Source organism: Methylophilus sp. E2MeOHC9, assembly GCF_058744375.1.
Genome location: NZ_CP196024.1, coordinates 2,727,194 through 2,750,456 on the forward strand (window position 1 = coordinate 2,727,194; position 23,263 = coordinate 2,750,456).

At 49.4% G+C, this 23,263-nt stretch carries 14 protein-coding genes; 6 read left to right on the forward strand and 8 right to left on the reverse strand.

Features of this window, described 5'->3' with window-relative positions:
• Positions 1–8 precede the first annotated feature (8 nt).
• From sdhD to ACSSVF_RS13145, 4 genes are all read right to left on the reverse strand, one after another.
• Entirely contained in the window at positions 9–362 is a 354-nt protein-coding gene (gene sdhD / locus ACSSVF_RS13130; protein WP_492404015.1) for a succinate dehydrogenase, hydrophobic membrane anchor protein, read from the reverse strand.
• 43 nt (positions 363–405) lie between these two features.
• Positions 406–795, reverse strand: coding sequence for a succinate dehydrogenase, cytochrome b556 subunit (gene sdhC / locus ACSSVF_RS13135; RefSeq protein WP_492404017.1), 390 nt, complete (start codon positions 793–795; stop codon positions 406–408).
• Positions 796–816: 21 nt separating this feature from the next.
• On the reverse strand, positions 817–2,016 hold the full coding sequence (locus ACSSVF_RS13140) for a malic enzyme-like NAD(P)-binding protein (protein ID WP_492404019.1): 1,200 nt from the start codon (positions 2,014–2,016) through the stop codon (positions 817–819).
• A 238-nt stretch (positions 2,017–2,254) separates the two neighbouring features.
• Positions 2,255–2,989, reverse strand: a complete 735-nt coding sequence (locus tag ACSSVF_RS13145; RefSeq protein WP_055831433.1) for a GntR family transcriptional regulator — start codon at positions 2,987–2,989, stop codon at positions 2,255–2,257.
• A gap of 198 nt (positions 2,990–3,187) precedes the next feature.
• On the opposite strand from ACSSVF_RS13145, the gene ACSSVF_RS13150 reads away from it, so the two are divergent.
• The 6 genes from ACSSVF_RS13150 (at position 3,188) to ACSSVF_RS13175 (ending at position 9,865) form a co-directional block, all read left to right on the forward strand.
• Complete coding sequence (locus ACSSVF_RS13150) at positions 3,188–4,069, forward strand: HpcH/HpaI aldolase/citrate lyase family protein (protein ID WP_484179219.1); 882 nt, start codon at positions 3,188–3,190, stop codon at positions 4,067–4,069.
• A gap of 39 nt (positions 4,070–4,108) precedes the next feature.
• Positions 4,109–5,167 carry a MaoC family dehydratase gene (locus ACSSVF_RS13155; protein ID WP_492404022.1) on the forward strand — a complete coding sequence of 353 codons (1,059 nt, stop codon included), beginning with the start codon at positions 4,109–4,111 and terminating at the stop codon, positions 5,165–5,167.
• Between the two features lie 2 nt (positions 5,168–5,169).
• On the forward strand, positions 5,170–6,168 hold the full coding sequence (locus tag ACSSVF_RS13160) for an HpcH/HpaI aldolase/citrate lyase family protein (RefSeq protein ID WP_492406356.1): 999 nt from the start codon (positions 5,170–5,172) through the stop codon (positions 6,166–6,168).
• A gap of 25 nt (positions 6,169–6,193) precedes the next feature.
• Positions 6,194–7,072 carry a methylisocitrate lyase gene (prpB, locus tag ACSSVF_RS13165; protein ID WP_492404024.1) on the forward strand — a complete coding sequence of 293 codons (879 nt, stop codon included), beginning with the start codon at positions 6,194–6,196 and terminating at the stop codon, positions 7,070–7,072.
• Positions 7,073–7,091: 19 nt separating this feature from the next.
• Positions 7,092–8,258, forward strand: coding sequence for a bifunctional 2-methylcitrate synthase/citrate synthase (gene prpC, locus ACSSVF_RS13170; protein WP_492404026.1), 1,167 nt, complete (start codon positions 7,092–7,094; stop codon positions 8,256–8,258).
• Between the two features lie 146 nt (positions 8,259–8,404).
• Complete coding sequence (locus ACSSVF_RS13175) at positions 8,405–9,865, forward strand: bifunctional 2-methylcitrate dehydratase/aconitate hydratase (protein ID WP_492404028.1); 1,461 nt, start codon at positions 8,405–8,407, stop codon at positions 9,863–9,865.
• 125 nt (positions 9,866–9,990) lie between these two features.
• Here the strand turns inward: ACSSVF_RS13175 and ACSSVF_RS13180 are convergent, their stop codons facing one another.
• The 4 genes from ACSSVF_RS13180 to ACSSVF_RS13195 form a co-directional block, all read right to left on the reverse strand.
• Entirely contained in the window at positions 9,991–10,239 is a 249-nt protein-coding gene (locus ACSSVF_RS13180) for a hypothetical protein (protein ID WP_492404030.1), read from the reverse strand.
• A gap of 412 nt (positions 10,240–10,651) precedes the next feature.
• On the reverse strand, positions 10,652–20,293 hold the full coding sequence (locus ACSSVF_RS13185) for a retention module-containing protein (protein WP_492404033.1): 9,642 nt from the start codon (positions 20,291–20,293) through the stop codon (positions 10,652–10,654).
• 265 nt (positions 20,294–20,558) lie between these two features.
• Positions 20,559–22,280: a TolC family outer membrane protein gene (locus ACSSVF_RS13190; protein ID WP_492404034.1), complete on the reverse strand. Its 1,722-nt coding sequence runs from the start codon at positions 22,278–22,280 to the stop codon at positions 20,559–20,561.
• Between the two features lie 299 nt (positions 22,281–22,579).
• Entirely contained in the window at positions 22,580–23,260 is a 681-nt protein-coding gene (locus ACSSVF_RS13195; RefSeq protein ID WP_492404035.1) for a LuxR C-terminal-related transcriptional regulator, read from the reverse strand.
• Positions 23,261–23,263 lie beyond the last annotated feature (3 nt).

Sequence of the window (23,263 nt, forward strand, 5' to 3'; positions counted from 1 at the left end):
CACTCACCTTAATACTTCATTCCAAACAGAATCCACAAAATCGCCAGCGCATTAGCCCACACCGCGAGGTTCACCAGCCATTGCAGCACATAGCGGCAACGTAAATTGGGGACGTAATCACGTAACACATCGCGTACACCCAACCAGGCATGCATCAGCATGCAGGTAAAAAACCACACACTGAGCACCCGCCACCACAAGGGTGAAAATACGGCTAGCCACCCGGCATAATCATTTGGTGCCAGCCACCATATCCGCAGCCAGAACAGCAGCAGGCCCAATGCCATTGAAAGCGCACACAGCCGTTGCGTCAGCCATAACCGCATGCCTGGATACTTTGCAGTCAGTAATTCAAAAAGCATGGCTGCAACTCATTTTCCGTACGTATCCATTTTTTGGGCGTATCTACCAAATCGCATAAAGCACAAACAGCATGGTAAAAGCCACCAGGCCAAGCACGACACGGCTGGAGAAACGTGCTTTCTGCAAGGTTGTCATCCAGTGCACATCCATCGCCAGGTGCCGAATTCCGGCATAAAAATGATGAAAAAAGGCCCAGGCCAAACCGGTCAACAGCAGTTTCACAGGCCATTGCTGCAATTGCGTTGCAACAATCGAGTAATCTTGCGCATTGCGTAATGAAAGATAAAGCGCCCATAGCAATAATGGTTGGACGAGAAAAAGCACTACCCCGCTGGCCCTGTGCATGATAGACACCACCGCATTGACGGGTAACCGGATCGTGAACAGATTCAGGTTTTTGGGCCGCTGTTTTTTTTGCTTCTTTACAATCATGTCTTGCTTCCAGCCTGGCCTTTAAGCTTCTTTTGCCGCGCGTGTCACTGCGCCGGACACATAAGCCATCAGGCGCGGATCAAACGGTTTGGGAATAATGTAATCCTTGCCAAAACTGAGCGACTCCAGCTGATAAGCCTCTAATACTTGCTGCGGCACGGGTTCACGCGCCAATGCGCTTAACGCCTGGGCAGCAGCCACTTTCATTTCCTCTGTGATCTGCCTGGCCTGTGCATCCAGCGCACCGCGGAACAAATAAGGGAAACACAAGGCATTGTTCACCTGGTTGGGAAAATCACTGCGGCCAGTCGCCATAATGGCATCGTCGCGTATGGCGAATACCTGGCTGGGCAAAATTTCAGGATCAGGATTGGCCAGTGCAAAGATGACAGGCTTTGCCGCCATGCCAGCAACCAGTTCTGGTGGTAAACCGTTTTTGGCAGACACGCCGATAAATACATCTGCACCGGGCATCGCATCCGCCAGGGTTTTGATATCCCCGGGCGCAATCGCTAATTCGCGGTTGTTATCATGTAAATCGTCACGTGCAGTATCCAACACCCCTTTGCGGTCTACCATGGTGATGTGGGTCGCGCCCATCAATTTGAGCAACTTGGCGCAAGAGCAACCCGCTGCCCCCGCGCCTAAAAACACAATCTTCACATCCGGCAAGGTTTTGCCTTGCAGCTCCAGCGCATTCAGCAGTGCGGCCGCGACAATCACCGCCGTGCCATGCTGGTCATCGTGGAATACAGGGATATCCAATCGCTTCTTTAATTCATTTTCGATATAAAAACAGTGTGGTGCAGCAATATCTTCAAGGTTAATGCCACCAAAGGTAGGTGAGATATTCACCACCGTTTGAATAAACTCATCCGGTGTCGCAGCATTCACTTCTATATCAAACACATCAATGTCGGCAAAACGCTTGAACAACACGGCCTTGCCCTCCATCACCGGCTTACCTGCCAGCGCACCCACATTACCCAGCCCCAGCACTGCCGTGCCATCGGTAATCACGGCCACCAGGTTGCCTTTGTTGGTGTATTTATAAGCATTGGCCGGATCTGCCTCGATTTCACGCACAGGCGCAGCCACGCCCGGCGTGTAAGCCAGCGACAAATCCTGCTGCGTAGCGCATGGCTTGGACGATTCAACGCTCAGTTTCCCCGGTTTGGGAAACTGGTGGTAATCCAGTGCGCGCTTCTTTAAATCGTCCATAATCAACCCTTTAACTTAAGCCTTACTCTATGTTCAATAAGACTTTTCAAAATACATTTTGGCCAGGCAAAGAGCCTAGACAGTACGACACCGATGTCCAATAACGCAAAAATGCATTTTCAAAAGTCGTTTAACTATTTAAGAATGATTCAAAAACTTCAGTAGCAAGGCAGATGAGTGCAGACAGTGCGAAAAGCACGGCAAGCGAAATCTAACGCCGCTAATGAAGGTTTTTCAATCATTCCAATTCGCTCATGTAGTGGTGGTCATCCGTCAGGCAAAGCCCAAACCGCCATTCCATAGGCTTGTCGCCATAAGTGAACGACACGCGCTCAATACTCAGCAGCGGATAACCCTCCTTTAACCCCAGCGCTTTAGCCACTTCCGCATCAGCAGCCACCGCCTTGATACGTTCTTCAGCCCGTATCATGCGGATACCAAACTGTGACTCATACATGCTGTACATAGAGCCGTTGCTTTCCTCCACCTTGGCCCGGTTCAGGCCTTTGAAGGGCGCAGCTGGCACCACGATATGGTCATAAATCAGCGGACGACCGGAAAAAGTCAATAGGCGCTTCACTTCAATAGTAGTTGCACCGGCCTTGATTTCCAGCACTTTGCCGATATGCGCATTGGCCTTGCTTTTGATACAGGAGAGGAATTCGTTTTGCAGTAATTCTTTCTGGCCATTTTCTGCCGTCAGCCGCAAAAAACGCAACTTCACATCATCCTGGTTGTGGGTGGCGACAAAGGTACCCTTGCCCTGGCGGCGAATCAGGATGTTTTCAGTCGCCAGGCTATCAATGGCTTTGCGCACCGTGCCCTGGCTCACCTTATAGCGTTGTGCCAGGTCGATCTCACTGGGAATCATGTCGCCAGGGCGCCATTCACCGCCTATCAGGCTTTGCGTGATCAACACCTTGATCTGATCATATAAAGGTCTGTAACTCGCCGATGCAAACTGCTTGTCCATGAGGTGAACGCTCCAGATAAACGCTTTATTCAATTCAATATGCGGGAAAAGGCTCCCGCCATGCTTAATTAATTTATACCACAGACAAAACTCAGATGTCCACTGTTTTATATCTTATATAAGACATAAGATATTCATTGACAGGCAAAATTTTATCATTAATAATTCAATGGAAGCTCCTTCAACAAGGGAAAAACAATGTCCTACCCACTCAGACCCAGACGCTCCATGCTGTATGTGCCAGGGTGTAATACACACTACCTGGAACGCGCACGCACATTGGCGGCAGATTCAGTCATTCTGGATCTGGGTGACCCGATATTGATCGATGCCAAACTCCTTTCGCGCGACAATGTGGTGCAAGCGGCCAAGCAAGGCGGCTACGGCAAGCGCGAAGTCGTCATCCGCGTCAACGACCTGGACTCGATCTGGGGGCATGATGACATCCAGGCCGTGGCCAATGTCGGTGCCGATGCCATCCTGTTCCCAAATATAGAATCCCGCGAAGATGTACTGCGTGCGCAACAGCTGCTGGACGATGCCGGTGGCAAGGATGTGCCCATGATGGTGATGATAGAAAGCCCGCTGGCGGTATTGAACGCCAAGGAGATCGCCGCCGCTTCCGAGCGCGTGATCTGTATGGTGATGGCAACTTCTGACCTGATTTCGCAGCTACATGCACGTGTGACGCATGAGCGTTCCGCTATCCTGACTTCATTATCCCTGGTGATCCTGGCCGCGCGCGCGTATGGCAAAGGCGTGATCGATGGCATCACCAGCGATTTCAAGAATATGCATTCGTTTGAATACGCCTGTCGTATCGGCAGGGATATCGGCATGGATGGCAAATCGCTGGTACATCCGGCGCAGATTGCTTACTGTAATGACGCTTATACGCCGCAGCGGACAGAAGTTGAGCATGCGCGCCTGATCATCAAGGCATTGAAAGAAGCCAATGAAGCAGGCCGCGGCACCGTGGTAGTCAACGACAAACTGGTAGAACACCACCATATTAAAGCCGCACAACGCCTCATTCAGTTGGCCGAGGCCATCAGCGAACTGGAAGAAGAGTTTATTTAATGACCCAGCCCTTATTGATCGCAATTAAAGGAGGACACCATGCAAAGTAAAATCCATGCAGGCCGTTTCTTCGAAGACTTCAAACTGCACGAAGTCATCCAGCACGCCACGCCCCGCACTATCACTGCGGGCGACAGCGCGCTTTATATCGCACTGACTGGCGCGCGCAACCCGCTACATTGTAGTGAGCCGCTCGCGCAAGCCTTAGGTTACCCCAGCACGCCGATAGACGACCTGCTGGCGTTTCATATCGCCTTCGGTAAAACAGTGCCGGATGTGTCAGTGAATGCCATTGCTAACCTGGGGTATGCCGATGTGCGTTTCCTGCAACCCGTCTTTGTCGGCGACACCCTCACCACTTCAAGTGAAGTGATAGGCCTTAAACAAAACTCCAGCGGCAAAAATGGTGTGGTCTATGTGCGCTCAACTACGCTGAACCAGCATCAGCAACCCGTACTCAGCTGGGTACGCTGGGTGATGGTACAAAAAAGGAATCATGAAGCGCCGGCACCGGAAACCGTGGTGCCAGAACTGCCGGAATTCGTCGCGGTTGAATCATTAGCCCTACCCGCCAACTTCACGCCTACAAACGCCCTGGGCGTGGCTACCGGTGGCAAATACTGGTGGGATGATTACGAAGTCGGCGAATGCATGCGCCACCCATCTGGCCTCACCATTAATGAAAGTGACCATACCCTGGCCACGCATTTATACCAGAACAATGCCCGCCTGCACTTTGATGCACACCTGATGAAAAGCACACCGCAAGGCAAGCGCCTGGTATACGGCGGCGTGGTGATTTCGGCATGCCGGGCGCTCAGTTATGAAGGCCTGGAAAACGCGATCTCCATCCTGGCGATCAATGGCGGCACCCATGCCAACCCTAGTTATGCAGGCGACACAATCTATTGCCTGACCAAGGTGCTGGACAAATGGTCCTTGCCTCATCCTGAGTTAGGCGCCTTACGCTTGCGTATGGTCGGCGTGAAGAATATGCCTCCCACCACGCTGGAAAACATTAAAACCACACAGGGTTATCACCCGCATGTGGTGCTAGACCTAGATTACACGGTACTTATTCCACGAAAAGGAAATTGATGATGGCTGTACATCCAAATCAGGCATTGTTTGGCGGTGAAAAACCGTTCCCGGTGATTCCAGCCTGTGAACATTTTGCTGGCAGTGAAAAACTGATTTTAAAAGCATTGTCCTTGCAAGACCCGGCCAATCCTAATGGCGTCGGTCCGGTATTTGATATCACCTGCGATTGCGAAGATGGCGCTGCCAGCGGCCAGGAACAAGCACACGCAGAAATGATAGTCCGCATCCTGAATTCTGAAGCCAACCAGCACAAGATGGCAGGAGCGCGTATCCATGATTACACGCATGCGCACTGGAAAAAAGATATCGACATCCTGGTCGGCGGGGCTGGCCAGGTATTGAGCTACCTGACCATTCCCAAATGCACGGATATCGCCCAGGCGCGTGAAATGATCGCCTATATCCAGCAGGTTGCCAAACAACACGGCATTACGCGTGAGATCCCTGTGCATCTGCTGATTGAAACCCACGGCGCCCTGCGCCAGGTGCATGAAATCGCACAACTGCCATGGTTACAAGTGCTAGATTTCGGCCTGATGGATTTTGTCAGTGCGCATCACGGTGCCATTCCGGCCAGCGCTATGCGCAGCCCTGGGCAGTTTGACCATCAATTACTGGCGCGCGCCAAGAGTGAGGTCGTGTCTGCCGCGCTGGCAAATGGCGTAGTACCTGCACATAACGTCACGCTGGACTTGAAAAATGCCGAAGTGACTTATAGCGACGCTTTCCGCGCACGCAATGAATTCGGGTTTATGCGCATGTGGAGCATTTACCCGACACAGATCCAGGCCATTGTCGACGCCATGAAACCTAACTTCGACGAAGTCAGTGATGCCGCTAATATCCTGCTTACGGCGCAAGCGGCTGATTGGGGCCCGATCCAATACGCCGGCGAATTACATGACAGGGCCACCTATCGATATTTCTGGGAAGTGCTGCAAAAAGCCAAGCACACTGGCGTCACCATGTCTGCCGAAGCTGAAGCGGCTTTTTTCTAATACCGACTAACAGGAATACCCGACCATGACTCAATCGCTTACGCCAGGCGCGCGTTTCCGCGCCGCGCTGGCAGCAGAAAAGCCCTTACAAATCATAGGTGCCATCAATGCCTATCACGCCATGCTGGCGACCCAAAGTGGCTTTAAAGCCATCTACCTGTCTGGCGGCGGCGTGGCGGCAGGCTCATTGGGCTTGCCAGACCTAGGTATTTCATCACTGGAAGATGTGTTGATAGACGTGCGCCGTATCACCGATGCCGTGGATACGCCCTTACTGGTGGATATCGATACCGGGTTTGGCGGTGCGTTCAATATTGCCCGTACCATCAAAAGTGTGGCTAAAGCAGGTGCGGCCGCGGTGCATATTGAAGACCAGGTGAGTGCCAAACGCTGCGGACACAGGCCGAACAAAGCGATTGTCAGCCTGGATGAAATGGTAGACCGCGTGAAAGCCGCCGTGGATGCCAAACCTTATGATGATTTTGTGATCATGGCGCGCACCGATGCACTGGCGGTCGAAGGCCTGCAATCCGCCATAGACCGCGCCAGTGCCTGTGTGGAAGCGGGTGCCGACATGATATTCCCCGAAGCGATGACCGATCTGCATATGTACCAGCAATTTGTCAAAGCAGTGAAAGTCCCGGTGCTGGCAAATATCACAGAGTTTGGCGCGACACCATTATTCACTGTCGATGAACTGGCGACGGCCGATGTTAGCATGGTGTTATATCCCCTCTCCGCCTTCCGCGCCATGAACCAGGCGGCACTGAAGGTCTATGAGAATGTACGCAAGGACGGCACCCAGAAAAACGTGCTCGAGCTGATGCAAACACGGGCCGACCTGTATACCCACCTCGGTTACCACGCTTTCGAAGAGAAACTCGACGCCCTGTTCAAGCAATAAGGGCATGCAGGAGATCACTATGAATACACCTACTGATTTGAACCCACCGGCAGAAGCTCCCAAGCGCAAAAAAGGCGTTGCCCTGGCCGGTGTAGCTGCCGGCACCACCGCCATTTGTACCGTTGGCCATAGCGGTAATGACTTGCATTACCGTGGTTACGATATTATCGAACTGGCAAAACACGCCACGTTTGAAGAAGTCGCCTACTTGCTGATCTACGGCGAGCTGCCCACCCAGGCACAACTCACGCAATATCATCAAAAGCTCAAAAAGCTGCGCGGCCTGCCCAGTGCACTTAAAGCCGTACTGGAACAGATTCCTGCCGATGCGCATCCCATGGATGTGATGCGCACAGGTTGCTCCATGCTGGGCACGTTGGAACCAGAAGCCACTGACCGCAATATCGCGGGTGCGCAGGCACTGGGCGACAGGCTGATCGCCTGTTTCGGCTCTATCCTGGTGTACTGGTACCACTTCAGCCAGCGCGGAACCCGTATTGACGTTGAAACTGACGATGACTCAATTGCCGCCCACTTCCTGCATATCCTGCATGGTAAAAAACCATCCGAGCTGCATATCAAAGCCATGAATACTTCACTGGTGCTGTATGCAGAACACGAATTCAATGCGTCTACCTTCACCGCACGCGTCATTGCCGGCACCCTCTCCGACCTGTACTCGTGCATCACCGGTGCCATCGGCGCCTTGCGTGGCCCCAAACATGGCGGCGCCAATGAAGCAGCGATGGAGATCATAGAACGCTACAATGATCCGGATGCAGCAGAAGCGGACATCATGGCCCGCATGGCGCGCAAGGAAATCATCATTGGTTTCGGCCACCCGGTGTACACCATTGCCGACCCCAGGAATGAATCGATCAAAGAAGTCAGCCGCTCGCTGGGCGAAGACGCTGGCGACCTCAAGCTGTTTGATATTTCTGCGCGTATTGAAGAAACCATGTGGCGGGAGAAAAAAATGTTCCCTAACCTGGATTGGTATAGCGCCTCCAGCTACCACCTGATGGGCATCCCCACCGGCATGTTTACGCCTATCTTTGTGATCTCACGCACCACGGGCTGGGTCGCTCATGCCATTGAGCAGCGTATCGATAACAAGATCATTCGTCCGAATGCGGAATATAACGGCCCGGATAACAGACCGTTTATTCCGATTGAACAGCGTTAACTCCGTATTTTTACCGCACCTTTAGCGATTTCCGTTGCTTTAAAACATAAAGCATCAAGACCAAGGTACGTCTGAATTGAAATATTGAACGAATCACGCAACACAGTGATTCGCTTTTAAAACATTTGATAAAGGTATAAAAACACATGTCAGCCCATATTTCTAATATCCGCCCCGAACCCGATCAGGTCATCGTCGATATTGCCAACTACGTGGCAGACTTTGAAATCAACTCCACAGAGGCTTATGACACTGCACGTAATTGCCTGATGGACACCCTGGGCTGTGGCTTTGAGGCGCTCGATTACCCAGCCTGTAGCAAACTGCTGGGGCCAGTGATTGCCGGTACCGTCGTGCCAAATGGCGCCAAAGTACCAGGCACGCCCTATCAGCTAGACCCTATCCTGGCGGCGTTTAATATCGGCGCGATGATACGCTGGCTGGATTTCAACGATACCTGGCTGGCGGCTGAGTGGGGGCACCCTTCTGATAACCTGGGCGGGATATTGGCCTCTGCCGATTATATTTCACGTAAAAACATCGCTGATGGCAAAGCACCGCTCACCGTGAAAGATGTGCTGACCGCCATGATTAAGGCGCACGAGATCCAGGGCGTACTGGCGCTGGAAAACAGCTTTAACCGCGTTGGGCTAGACCACGTTATCCTGGTAAAAATCGCGTCTACCGCGGTGGTGACCAAGCTGCTGGGGGGTAACAAGCAAGATATCATCAACGCGGTTTCCAATGCCTTTGTCGATGGCCAGAGCCTGCGCACTTACCGCCATAGCCCGAACACCGGCTCACGTAAATCCTGGGCGGCAGGTGATGCCACTTCCCGTGCAGTGCGCCTGGCATGGATGACCTTACAAGGTGAAATGGGCTATCCAAGCGCGCTCACCGCCAAAACCTGGGGCTTTTATGATGTGCTGTTTAAAGGTAATGCCTTCAAATTCCAGCGCGCTTACGGTAGCTATGTCATGGAACAAGTATTGTTCAAGATCTCTTTCCCGGCCGAGTTCCATGCGCAAACCGCGGTAGAAAGCGCTTTTCAACTCAATCAGGAAGTTGGTCAGCGTTTGCAATCGCTCAATGACATCGCCAACATTGAGAAAATCGTCATCACCACGCATGAATCAGCCATCCGTATTATCGATAAAACCGGCCCTATGAATAACCCGGCAGACCGCGACCATTGCATTCAATACATGGCCGCGATAGGCCTGTTAAAAGGCAGTTTAACGGCGCTGGATTATGAAGATGAAGCTGCCGCTGACCCGCGTATTGACGCCTTGCGCGACAAAATGACCTGTGTAGAGAAGCCAGAATATACCCGTGATTATCTCGACCCGGCAAAACGCTCCATCGCCAACGCTATCCAGATATTCTTTAAAGACGGCACGCACTCCAGCAATATTGCCGTGGAATACCCAATCGGCCATAGACGCCGCCGTGAAGAGGGCATTCCGGAGCTGGTGAAAAAGTTTAAGGTGAATCTGGCACGCCGTTTTGATGCAAAAAAACAGGCCGATATTCTGGCGACCTGCCTGGATCAAGCCAGCCTTGAAGCGATGCCGGTTAATCAATTCGTTGATATGCTGTGTGTCTGATCGATCTCACTCATTACCCGCACAATGCGCCATATCAAAACCCCAAGCGAGGCTTGGGGTTTTTTTAAGTCTTTCTAGTGATGGATAAATCAATCCACATAGATACCTCGATAACAGTTATCCAATTAAAAACTCTCTCTAAAATAAATAACAGGCGATTTATAAAGCCCGAAAGAAGCCCTGGCAGCAGGGTCAGCACCAAACCATGGCAAAGCGCCACTAGTCGCACTGGTGACGGCGCTGCTTGAGCAGGTTTGCTCACCCGCCACCACATTACTCACATTGATCTCAACATCTACACTGCCGCTGTTAGGCCTGCGATCACTACCAATGCCAGGCGCACTCAGCTTGATATTAGAAATGCCGTTACTCAAATTGGCATTGCCGCTCAGCTGTGTTTCACAGGCAGTCAGGTTTTTTGCCCCACTTAAAGTTGAGAGAAACTCAGATAACGACTGATTTATCTGCAATCCATCAAATTATTTTGATTACAATTTAATTGACAGTTGTAAACTTCGTAAACTTATACTAACACGAATGTAAGCAGTTTAACTACGAGGGGATATTTGATACTTAGAAAAAACCATTTAAAAAACGCGTTAATTAACTTTTTTCACATTAATACAATGCAAATAAATCATTAACCTGAGGTGATGCTGCCTATGACAAACCATCAATGGAAGTGAGCATCAATCCGCATGGATATTAGATTCTATGCGCATCCACAAAATGAGCGCCCATAAAAAAAGCGACCCTAAGGTCGCTTTTTTTACATCGACAGAGAAATTAATCTGTGATGAGTTTTTGCTGTGACAGCAAGTTAGTAATGATGGCAGCATCGTTAGATTGACCAGTCACCAGGTCTACACCTGTTAAGACAATCTGTTGTGTTGTCTGGCCACTGCTGAAGCTACCTGCAAATCCACCACTAGAACTGATGTGGATAACAGTATCGCTACCTGATTTTTCAAAGTGCAGGTAATTCACCAGGTTGGTGCTATTTTCGCCTTGCAGCAAATCACGCACATCCAGGATATCACCACCTTGCGATACTGATGCCTTGTTGAAATCAGTGATAGTGTCACGTGCAGGAGCACCTGCCACGCCATCATCACCACGGTCCCATTTGAACACATCTACACCTGCGCCACCAGTCAAAGTATCGTTACCTTTGCCACCGATGAGGATGTCGTTACCGGCACCGCCATCTAGTTTGTCATCACCTGCACCACCACGCAGGATGTCATTACCAGCGCCACCATTCAAGATATCGTTACCGCCTAAACCGTAGATGATGTCATTGCCAGAAGTACCGTTCAGCGTAGTGTTAGCTGTATTATCATTTCCATTAGTGCCGGTAATGATGGATGCATTGTTACTGTTGCTCAACAGATCAAGGCTGACCAGATTTGTTGAAGTCGCAGTGTCGCTCAGGCTAGTACTATCTGTCGCAGTGATTGTAAACCGCTCCAGTGCATTCACATTCACAGCGCTGTCTGTTCTGATGGTAGACAAGAACTCATTTAACTTCAGGTTATCGATCGTACCATTATCCAGCGCGCTGATAGACAACTCACCTTTGACACCGATCACGCCCAGCAAACCACTTTCGTTGTAGGACACTTTCAGGCCTAATTCAGCAGCCACTGCTTGAGAGTAAGTCAGCAAAGTACCACCCAGCGACACACTCAGCAATGCTCCGGCAGTCACCGTCACATTAGTAATGTTGTTGTTCACATCTCTCGCAGTAAATGCCTGACGGCTGGAGAAGTTCAGCAAATCAACATTCAACAAGCCAGGAATCGTTAACAACCCTGCTGCATTGATGCCTGTGCTTACATCCGGTGCTACTTGCGGGATAGACGTCACTTTGGCGACATTCACTGTCAGTGTTGCTGTACTGGTATCACCGTCTTTATCACTCAAGGTGTACTGGAACTGGCTTGAACCGGTCACAGTGGTATTTTTAGGCGTGAAGGTAAACAAACCATCATCCATATCTACCAGCAATGTCCCTTTTGAAGTTGTGATAGTCAACTTATGGCTATTCGCATCGTAACTACTGGTGTTCGTGTTTGTACCAGTCGTTGTGATTGCACCAGTTGTAGGGTTGAAAGTGTAGGTTGTACCATCGACAACAATCGATTTCACAAAACCACCATCTGCACCAAAACCACCGCCTTCAACCAGGCTGCCAGAAATCGGGCTGCTCACAGTCTGACTTAACACATTATCCAACTGAGCAAATGAGGTGACTATTGTTCCGTTGGTATTTGTCCCAGTCTGACCATCGTAAGCGATTGGATCAAGTTGCGCAGTGGATGAAATCCCTGTACCCATCCCGATCGCATAAGATTTGACCTGGTTAGCTTTCAGGAAGTCAGTCCAGATCTTCTCTTCAGCTGGCTGCAAGCCTTTATCAGCATTTGAATCATTTTGTGTACCAGTCAGGCTATCTGTACCACCTGAACCGTAAGTAGGTTGACCATCGGTAAAGAAGTAAGACACATTTTGTGCATTATCAAGTTTGCCGGTGCTATTGAAAGCATCCATGGCTTTACTGATACCTGAGTCATAGTTCGTGCCGCCATTGGTAGCCAAGTTAGTCAATGCGTCGTACGCTTCTTTGACTGTCAACCAGGTTGTCCCTAGTTGTCTTGTTTGACTTGCGCCAGCAAATACAACCAGAGCCACTTTTACATCACCCAACTCATCATAGCTGCTTAGCAAGTTACGCACAGACTGAATCGCACTTTCCAAACGTGTCTGGGTAGTATTGCCAACTTTCACACCATCTCTGTCATTCATACTGCCAGAAACATCCAGTGTGATCAGCAAGTTAGTGTTAGCAGTGTTGGTAGCAATCACAGTCTGGTTAGTTGCCACTGGTGAGTCATCTTCAATCGTCACTGGCAAGGTAGTAGTTTGTGTTACACCATTTACAACCGCTTTTACACCTACATTGGTCAGTACAGTATCTTCAGTCGTTTTATCCGGATGATCTACTGGAGCACTCAGTGCGATTTTGTAGCTACCATTGTTATCAATAGTCACAGTCAACACTGTTTTATTGCCTGCCGAACCAGTCAATGTCTTGCCATCTGTAGACAATGCCCAGGTAACAGCTACACCGCCCGAAGTGATTGCAGGGCCAGTTGGCGCTTCTAAAGTCCAGACTGCACCAGTATTAGTTGCACTGCCTCCAGTAGAAGCATTCAAGCTGAATGTGCCTGTGGCTTCCACTGCGTTTGTTGTATCAGTGTTACCGCCAGTATCTTTCAGACCACCAGCAAGACCTTCTTCAGACACAGCCGTTTTGCTACCAGTAACCAGCGTGAAACCACGATCGTTGTCCAGGATAGAACCAACAGCTGTCGCAGTGCCCACAGTCAGCGTCAGTGTTTCTGTTGGCTCAATCAGCTTGTCATCAATGGTCGGTACGCTTACATCAAACTTGGTCACACCAGCTGGCACTGAGATCTTGCCAGTCGTTGCGTTGTAAGTCACACCATTGCTGAAGGTCACTTTTGACGGATCATAGTCAAAGTTAGCGCCAGGTGTCGCAGTGCCGCCCAAGCTGAAGCTGTATTCAACCGCATGGTCAGCTACGTTGCTCAGGGTAACGTTGTATACCAAAGTCTGACCTTCGGTCACGCTGTCATCATCTGTTTTCACAGTGCCATTGATGGTGATCGTTGGAATGGCTTTGTCGTTGTCCAGGATGAAACCAACTGCGTTTGCACCACCGATAGTCAGCGTCAATGTCTCTGTGTTTTCGATCAGGGCATCATCGATGGTAGGCACTTTCACTTCAAAATTGGTCACACCAGCCGGTACCAAGATCTTGCCATTGGCACCCAAGGTGACACCATTGGTGAACGTGACTTTTGTCGGATCATAGTCAGCACCAGCAGTCGCTGTGCCGCTCAGGTTGAAGCTGTATTCAACCGCATGGTCAGCTACGTTGCTCAGGGTAACGCTGTATTCCAGAGTACCGCCTTCTGTCACACTGTCACCAGCTGATTTCACGTCTACCTTGACGGTTGCACTGTCGTTGTCCAGGATGAAACCAACTGCGTTTGCACCACCGATAGTCAGCGTCAATGTTTCTGTGTTTTCAATCAGGGCATCATCGATGGTAGGCACTTTCACTTCAAAATTGGTCACACCAGCCGGTACCAAGATTTTGCCATTGGCACCCAAGGTGACACCATTGGTGAACGTGACTTTTGTCGGATCATAGTCAGCACCAGCAGTCGCTGTGCCGCTCAGGTTGAAGCTGTATTCAACCGCATGGTCAGCTACGTTGCTCAGGGTAACGCTGTATTCCAGAGTACCGCCTTCAGTCACACTGTCACCAGCTGATTTCACGTCTACCTTGACGGTTGCACTGTCGTTGTCCAGGATGAAACCAACTGCGTTTGCACCACCGATAGTCAGCGTCAATGTTTCTGTGTTTTCAATCAGGGCATCATCGATGGTAGGCACTTTCACTTCAAAATTGGTCACACCAGCCGGTACCAAGATTTTGCCATTGGCACCCAAGGTGACACCATTGGTGAACGTGACTTTTGTCGGATCATAGTCAGCACCAGCAGTCGCTGTGCCGCTCAGGTTGAAGCTGTATTCAACCGCATGGTCAGCTACGTTGCTCAGGGTAACGCTGTATTCCAGAGTACCGCCTTCAGTCACACTGTCACCAGCTGATTTCACGTCTACCTTGACGGTTGCACTGTCGTTGTCCAGGATGAAACCAACTGCGTTTGCACCACCGATAGTCAGCGTCAATGTTTCTGTGTTTTCAATCAGGGCATCATCGATGGTAGGCACTTTCACTTCAAAATTGGTCACACCAGCCGGTACCAAGATTTTGCCATTGGCACCCAAGGTGACACCATTGGTGAACGTGACTTTTGTCGGATCATAGTCAGCACCAGCAGTCGCTGTGCCGCTCAGGTTGAAGCTGTATTCAACCGCATGGTCAGCTACGTTGCTCAGGGTAACGCTGTATTCCAGAGTACCGCCTTCAGTCACACTGTCACCAGCTGATTTCACGTCTACCTTGACGGTTGCACTGTCGTTGTCCAGGATGAAACCAACTGCGTTTGCACCACCGATAGTCAGCGTCAATGTTTCTGTGTTTTCAATCAGGGCATCATCGATGGTAGGCACTTTCACTTCAAAATTGGTCACACCAGCCGGTACCAAGATTTTGCCATTGGCACCCAAGGTGACACCATTGGTGAACGTGACTTTTGTCGGATCATAGTCAGCACCAGCAGTCGCTGTGCCGCTCAGGTTGAAGCTGTATTCAACCGCATGGTCAGCTACGTTGCTCAGGGTAACGCTGTATTCCAGAGTACCGCCTTCAGTCACACTGTCACCAGCTGATTTCACGTCTACCTTGACGGTTGCACTGTCGTTGTCCAGGATGAAACCAACTGCGTTTGCACCACCGATAGTCAGCGTCAATGTTTCTGTGTTTTCAATCAGGGCATCATCGATGGTAGGCACTTTCACTTCAAAATTGGTCACACCAGCCGGTACCAAGATTTTGCCATTGGCACCCAAGGTGACACCATTGGTGAACGTGACTTTTGTCGGATCATAGTCAAAGTTAGCGCCAGGCGTCGCAGTGCCGCCCAGGCTGAAGCTGTATTCAACCGCATGGTCAGCTACGTTGCTCAGGGTAACGCTGTATTCCAGAGTACCGCCTTCGGTCACGCTGTCACCAGCTGATTTCACGGTGATTGTTGTCGTTGCACTATCGTTGTCTTTGATATAACCAACACCCACTGCATCACCCACTTTGAGTGGCAGGGTCTCGGTCAACTCAATGATAGCGTCATCCACTGTTGGTACTGTGACGGTGAAGCTGCTCACGCCAGCCGGTACTGTAATCGTGCCATCATTATTCAGCTTCACATTGTTGCTGAAGGTAGGTGTTCCATAATCAGCCGTAGAAGCAGTACCAGTAGCACCACCAAGTTCAAACTTGTAGGTTGCAGGTGCAGCAGTCGTTGAGCTTAAAGTCACTGTGTAAACCAGGCTATTGCCTTCAACCACGGTGTCGCCACCTGTTGTTGGGTCTCCTGGATCAACTTCAGTGATCGTTGGTTGGCCAGTACCATTGAATTGCACGGTATTAGAAGCAGTATCACCATCGTTATCAACCAAGGTGTATTTAAAGCTTGTGCTTTCACCAGCAGTTAATGGACGGCTACCGTAATAATCATACTTACCAGTCGCCACGTTAACCGAGATGGTTTCACCTTTACTTGTTGTAACGCTTAACTGTTTAGTAGTTGCGTCATATACATAACCAGTGATCGAAGGGGATGTACCGGTCACACTGATTGTGTTTAAACCTGCGTTGTAGGTATACGTTACATCACTAATCGTAATGCTTTGTACATGGCCGCCATCTGCACCAAAGCTGCCCAAACTACCTGTGGCTGTTGAAGCTGCTGGATCAATAGCCAAGTGACCGCTCTCAACGAATTTTGCCAAGATGACTGCGCTATCATTGGTACCGTAAGCTGTTTCCAGGTTAACGCCTTGCAGAACAATCGTTTGATCTTCACCAACGTTATTGTTCAAGCCACCTGTGCTGCTGATATGCAAGATTGTGTTTCCATTCACAACGCTCACGCGGATGAAGTTGGATAAGTTACCCAAGTGCTCACCTTGCAGCAAGCTTCTCAGGTCAATAACATCATCAGCCAACTTGAAGTCGTTGATGGTATCCACTGCTGGCATTGTTGATGTACCCTGATCACCTTTTTCCCAACGGAAAATGTCACGGCCATCGCCGCCAATCAATGTATCATCACCAGCGCCACCAATCAGGATGTCATTACCAGCACCGCCATCCAGTTTGTCATTGCCATCACCACCGCGCAAGATGTCGTTACCCGCATTGCCATTCAGGGTGTCATTACCACCATAACCATATAATTGGTCATCGCCAGAGGTACCAGTCAATGTATTACCGTTGCCGTTGTCTTCTTGCAGATTCGCATTATTGGCAGGGCCACTCAGCACGCTAGCATCAGCCAATGTTCCGATAGCGGCAGAAGAAGACGCACCTTGGGTATCGGTCACTGTGATGCTGGTTGCATTCAGTACTTCGGCACTGATAGCACCGCCATTCAAACGTGCAGTCGCCAATAATTCATTAATGGCCAGGTTATCGATCGGGCCACCGTCCAGTGAAGTGATCACCACGTGAGAAGATGGTCCAACGATGCCAAACAAGCCTGCACTATTAGTGATTTGTACTTTAAGACCCAACTCGGCGGCCAGATCTTGAGAAATCGTGAATTGACGTGGGCCGAGCAAACCACCCAGAGAAATCAATGCCTGGTAGTTCAGCTCAACTTTACTGATATTGTTGTTAGCATCAGTCGCACCAAATGCAGTACGTGTGCTCAAGTTGATCAGGTCCAACGCAGACACACCAACCAGACCCAACAGGTTGCCACTGCTGGAAACGGTCGCAACAGGCGGTACGTTTGCTGTATTTGCATTATTCACAGTCACTGAAGCACCGGGCGCGACAGGCGCGTCATCTTCGATAGTGACCGGGATGTTTGTTGTTTGTGTAACGCCATTGACTACAACTTTGACGCCTACATTTGCCAGTACTGTGTCTTCGACATTGGCTGTCTGATGATCGACCTTGCCATTCAATACGATTTTGTATTCGCCGCTATCGTTAATGGTTACGGTCAATACTTTTTCGTTACCGGCAAAACCTGTCAGTGTTTTACCACCGTCAGACAACGTCCAGATCACAGCCACGCCACCAGATTCCAGCGCTTCAGTTGGCACTGTCAGTGTCCAAACTGCACCGGCACTGCTGCCGTTCAGGCTAAATGCACCCGTTGCTTCCACTGAATCTGTTGTATCGGTGCTGCCAGTATTGTCTTTGATACCGCCAGGCAAGCCTTCTTCAGACACGTGATCTTTGCTGCCATTGACTAAGGTGATACCTTTGTCATTGTCCAGAATATTACCCGTTGCAGATACATTCTCTACTTTCAGAGTCAGCGTCTCTGTCTGTTCGATCACGCTATCATCGATCGTTGGTATAGTGATCACAAAGTCTTTCACGCCTGCTGGCACCTTGATCGTGCCTGTGAGTGCATCGTAAGTCACATTGTTGCTGAAAGTTACTTTTGCTGGATCATAGTCAGCGTTAGCGCCAGGAGTCGCTGTATCTGTAGCAGCTTTACCAAGCTCAAATTTATAAGTGGCCTCGGCATTGGTTGTTGTACTTAAAGTCACTTTGTAACTCAGGGAGCCACCTTCAACCACGGTGTCACCACCAAGGCCAGGCTTAGCTGGATCAACAGTCACAACAGTAGGTTTATCGTTGTCCAGAATATTGCCGGTGCCAGTCTTAGGTGTACCGGTCACATTACCTGTGTTGTCCACGCTAGACACTGTCACAGACACTGTCTCGCTGTAATGCGCATCAACGACAGTGTCATCAATCGTCGGCAGGCTCACTGTGAAGCTTGTTACATTCGCTGGCACCTTGATCGTGCCTGTGGCTGCATCGTAAGTCACATTATTGCTGAAGGTGACTTTTGCCGGATCATAATCAGCACCAGAAGTCGCTGTATCACCAGCTTTACCAAGTTCAAGTTTATAAGTGGTCTCGACATTGGTTGCAGCACTCAATGTCACAGTGTAAGTCAAGGTGCCGCCTTCAACCACGGTGTCACCACCAAGGCCAGGCGTACCTGGATCAACAGTCACGACTGTTGGTTTGTCATTGTCCAGGATATTACCAGTACCAGTCTTAGGTGTACCGGTCACATTACCTGTGCTGTCCACGCTAGACACTGTCACAGACACTGTCTCGCTGTAATGCGCATCAACGACAGTGTCATCAATCGTCGGCAGACTCACTGTGAAGCTTGTTACATTCGCTGGCACCTTGATCGTGCCTGTGGCTGCATCGTAAGTCACATTGTTGCTGAAGGTGACTTTTGCCGGATCATAGTCAGCACCAGAAGTCGCTGTATCTCCAGCTTTACCAAGGTCAAACTTATAAGTGGTTTCAATATTGGTCGCAGCACTCAAGGTCACTGTGTAAGTCAGCGTACCACCTTCAACCACGGTGTCACCGCCAGCGCCAGGCGTACCTGGATCAACAGTCACGACTGTTGGTTTATCGTTGTCCAGAATATTGCCTGTACCAGTCTTAGCCCCTGTCACATTACCATTGCTATCGAAACTACCCACTGTCACAGACACTGTCTCGCTGTAATGCGCATCAACGACAGTGTCATCAATCGTCGGCAGACTCACTGTGAAACTTGTTACATTCGCTGGCACCTTGATCGTGCCTGTGGCTGCATCGTAAGTCACATTGTTGCTGAAGGTGACTTTTGCCGGATCATAGTCAGCACCAGAAGTTGCTGTATCACCAGCTTTACCAAGGTCAAACTTATAGGTGGTTAAAGTATTGGTCGCAGTACTCAATGTCACTGTGTAAGTCAGCGTGCCACCTTCAACCACGGTGTCACCACCAGCGCCAGGCGTACCTGGATCAACAGTCACAACTGTTGGTTTGTCATCGTCTTGAATGATGCCTGTACCTGTCACACCACCGATGGTCAATGGCAAATCTTCATAGAGAGTCTCAACAATAGCGTCGTTCACTGTAGGCACTGTCACTGTGAAGCTGGTCACACCAGCTGGCACTGTGATTGTTCCATTCGCAGGGTTGTAAACTACATTGTTACTAAAGGTTGGGGTATTGATATAGTCACTTGGTGTTTGCGCCGCGCCTCCACCTAGTGCAAAAGTGTATGTAACAGGTGCTTGTGTTGTGGCACTAAGCGTGACCGTAAATACAAGATTTTGACCTTCAATCACAGAATTACCGGCTGGGCCAGGCACGCCTCCCGATACAATACCGGTAATTGTTGGATCCTCTGGGAAATACATGTAGTTTTGCAAACCGGTTGTCGCTGCAGAACCCACGCCGCCAACACCACCATCATAGGTTGAACCGGTAACGCTTTCCGAGATACGGTCCAGGTTAACAAAGCTTGCATTACCATCACTACCAGCCTCACCAGCCGCTGGGCCGTCGAGGACTTCAGTGATATCACGGCCTTCATTCAAGGCAGTCAACACTGCATCAAAAACGGCTTGGTTCACTGCATTTTCAGTGACATCTGAGACATCAACCTGTGCCAGGTTGTCAGTGATCTTAACTGTTTGTGCTTCAGCGAAATTAACGGTTTCGCCGTTTGCAAGTTTTACGGAGACCGTTGCACCGCTAGCAGTGATGACTTTATCACCGGCATGCAAAACCTCACCCACTTGTAACATATGACGGTTGCCATTGGCATCCACCACGATAGCCATACCTTGAACACTTGTAACAGTACCAATCACTGTAGCCATTTTATTGCCTCACTTAAAATTGAGATAAATTAGTTAGTGATGCATTAAACGACAATACAATATGAAAATCTATTGTACTGAAGTACAGTATTGGTAACTTGTGGGGAAAGGTTTAGCCTGGATGGCCAAGAGATGATGAGCTAGTCAGGAATGGTAAAGCTCAGATTCTGAACTTAAAGATGTTGCACATAAAAAAACGAAGCTGTTTCCAGCTTCGTTTTTTATTCGCCACCTGCAATCAAGCAGGTAAAACAATCAGTACCGATTACTCAGCGACTGACTGAAAACGGATCACTTCAACACGGCGGTTTGCGTCATTACCGTTGATTGGGTCATTCTCAGCAATTGGTTGTGAGAAGCCATAACCTTTAACTACGATACGGCTGCCATCCAGGCCTTTTTTGACCAGGTAATCAGCAACTGCTTTCGCACGTTTCTCTGACAGCAACAGGTTGTATTTCTCTTTTGAAGTATTACGCTTGTCTGTGTGGCCTGCGATTTCAACCTTATCGTTGCCCCACTCTTTGACTACGTCATAAACGATGTCAAGGTCAGCGTAAGACTCTGGCAAGATGATGGCGCTATTTGCCTGGAACAGAATGCGCGGCGTGAATTTCATGGTCGCTTTTTCTGGACCTTTAGGTTTAAAGGCTTCGCCTTCCCAAGGTTTTGCATTTGCCAGCAAGGCGGCCTTATCGCTCACCAGTTGAGTTGGTGCCAGGGCCTGACACACATTTTCGCGGTCCAGGTATTCCTCACGGGCATACTCACCCACATCAGCACGCGTCACACCCAGTTTACGCAACAATAAACCTTGTCCAGCATAGGTTCTTGCATAAGAAGTGCTCAAGTCCATTTCAGCATTCGTGAAATTACGACGGGACTGGAAGTATTCGTTTTCGGTATCCAGCAAGTCCAGCAATGTACGTTGGCCAATATCATATTGCTTACGATATGCAAGTCGCGCATTCTCAATGGAGTCTTGGTGCTGTTTACGATAAGCCACTTGCTCATTCAACTGCTTGATGTTGTTGTAAGCAATGGCAACCAATTGGCGTGTGTCGATACAAGCTTTGTCACGCAAATCATGCGAGCGATTCAGCTCTTGTGAGGCAGAATCAAGATTGTTTTTATCAGTGAAGCCGTTGAAAATGTTCCAGCTAGCTGTCACTTCTAAGGTATCTGCAGCCAATGTGCTGTTTCTGCTGGCGTCGTTGACATCCAAAACTTTACGGCCTTGCAAATCCAGGCGAGGCATGAAAGGTGCCTTGCGGCCTGATACAGATTTTTCAACAGCGATGATATTTTCAATAGCTGCCAGGATGTTAGGGTTTTGCTTGTAAGCAGCGTCGAGCACTTGGTCAGCACTTTCAGACAAGCCTTCGCCTGTCATTTGCACTTCAACCACATTTGCTGGAGGCAATTCACCTACCAGGCGTTGAAAACGTGCAGAAACATCATACAGATTAGTAGTTTCTGTCAGCAGGTTAGCTTCTGCTAACGCTAAACGACCAGTCGCCTGTTCGAGGTCAACTTTTTTACCTACACCCGCGTCAACACGGGATTTGATTTTTTCATGCACTTGCTTGTGCACGACAAAGTTATCTTCTGCATAAGAAACTAAACGGCGATAACGCAACAAATCAAAGTAGGCAGTCGCTGTATCTAGTGCAATGCCTTGCATCTGGCCTTGCAACTCATAGAAACGGGATTTGGCTACGTGATCCAGACGACCCACTTCTGAAGGTGTCGCCAGGCCATCAAAAATCATTTGTCGCAACGTCAGCGTTGATTGTTGATTAGGCGTGAATGTGTTGTTGATGTTTGGGGTCAGGCGCTCCTGGTTACGGAATGTCTGATCCACTGTCAGGTTAGGCAAGTAACGGCCTTTTGCAGCTGACTCATCAAACTCAGCGCCTTTAAAAGCATGAAAGCGGGCCTGAACCTCAGGGTTCTCGGACACCGCTTTTTCGATTATCTTCTCCAAAGTTTCTGGACTTGCAGCCCAAGACACGGAGGAGTAGGAAAACACTCCTATGATTAGTGCAGAGGCAATTTTTTTTAGTTTCATGTGCAGACTCTTAACAAGTTATTAAAGATTCATCCTGAAGTGAGTATAACGACAGTATTGTTAAGGCACAAGTGTTACCCACCCTATTAAAGTGGTTTTAATAGGGCATTTTAGGGGAAAAAGTCACAAATCCACTCTTGGGACTCGATAACTTACATAAAAATCCCCAAAATCCTATTATTTTAAAGATTATTGATGTAAATGCAGGTGCAAACTTATGAATTCAGGTGTGCTTTATTTGAAGTACTGGCCTTCACACTTTTATCGAGGCCAAAATGCCCTTGCGGAGATTGGCCTTGTAATACCAATGCCAGATGCAAACGGTCCCTTACTTTCAGGGTATCAAATACGGATGTCAGATGCGCTTTAACCGTACGTTCGGAAATGGAAAGTGTTCTGGCGATTTCTTTATTGCTATTGCCTTTGGCGGCTTCCAATGCAACTTCGCGTTCGCGCTTGGTTAAGGCTTCCAGCACTTCCTCTAGCACATCGACTGTTTGACGTGAGCCACGTGCCGTTAACGTAATCAAGTGCTTTAACAAGTCACGGCCTAACCAGATACCGCCATGCGATACCACGCTATAGACTTCTTTTAAAACCTGATGGTGCGCATAAGCGTGCAGGTAACCAACCACACCTAGTTCCAGCGCCTGCATGGCTTCAGCTTGTTCAGGGTTATTTGACAATACAATGACTTTTGCTGAGGGAATGAGTGACAATACTTGTTGCACCTGTGTACGCCACTGGTTGCTACTCTCCAATTGCGCATGCACCCAGACCACGGTCGCGCCAGCAACATCAGCAGAAACCACTTCTGCACTGGAAACCAGATTAGGAAAGGCATTCAGCCAGGCTTCAACAGGCTGCTTTAATGATGTAATAAAAATATGTTTCATAGT

Bases quoted from the DNA above. Each gene is read 5' to 3' on its own strand.
- ACSSVF_RS13155 (WP_492404022.1), top strand. From the start codon at position 4,109: ATGCAAAGTAAAATCCATGCAGGCCGTTTCTTCGAAGACTTCAAACTG.
- ACSSVF_RS13145 (WP_055831433.1), bottom strand. From the start codon at position 2,989: ATGGACAAGCAGTTTGCATCGGCGAGTTACAGACCTTTATATGATCAG.
- prpB (WP_492404024.1), top strand. From the start codon at position 6,194: ATGACTCAATCGCTTACGCCAGGCGCGCGTTTCCGCGCCGCGCTGGCA.
- ACSSVF_RS13140 (WP_492404019.1), bottom strand. From the start codon at position 2,016: ATGGACGATTTAAAGAAGCGCGCACTGGATTACCACCAGTTTCCCAAA.
- ACSSVF_RS13185 (WP_492404033.1), bottom strand. From the start codon at position 20,293: ATGGCTACAGTGATTGGTACTGTTACAAGTGTTCAAGGTATGGCTATC.
- prpC (WP_492404026.1), top strand. From the start codon at position 7,092: ATGAATACACCTACTGATTTGAACCCACCGGCAGAAGCTCCCAAGCGC.
- ACSSVF_RS13175 (WP_492404028.1), top strand. From the start codon at position 8,405: ATGTCAGCCCATATTTCTAATATCCGCCCCGAACCCGATCAGGTCATC.
- ACSSVF_RS13195 (WP_492404035.1), bottom strand. From the start codon at position 23,260: ATGAAACATATTTTTATTACATCATTAAAGCAGCCTGTTGAAGCCTGG.
- sdhC (WP_492404017.1), bottom strand. From the start codon at position 795: ATGATTGTAAAGAAGCAAAAAAAACAGCGGCCCAAAAACCTGAATCTG.
- ACSSVF_RS13150 (WP_484179219.1), top strand. From the start codon at position 3,188: ATGTCCTACCCACTCAGACCCAGACGCTCCATGCTGTATGTGCCAGGG.
- ACSSVF_RS13160 (WP_492406356.1), top strand. From the start codon at position 5,170: ATGGCTGTACATCCAAATCAGGCATTGTTTGGCGGTGAAAAACCGTTC.
- sdhD (WP_492404015.1), bottom strand. From the start codon at position 362: ATGCTTTTTGAATTACTGACTGCAAAGTATCCAGGCATGCGGTTATGG.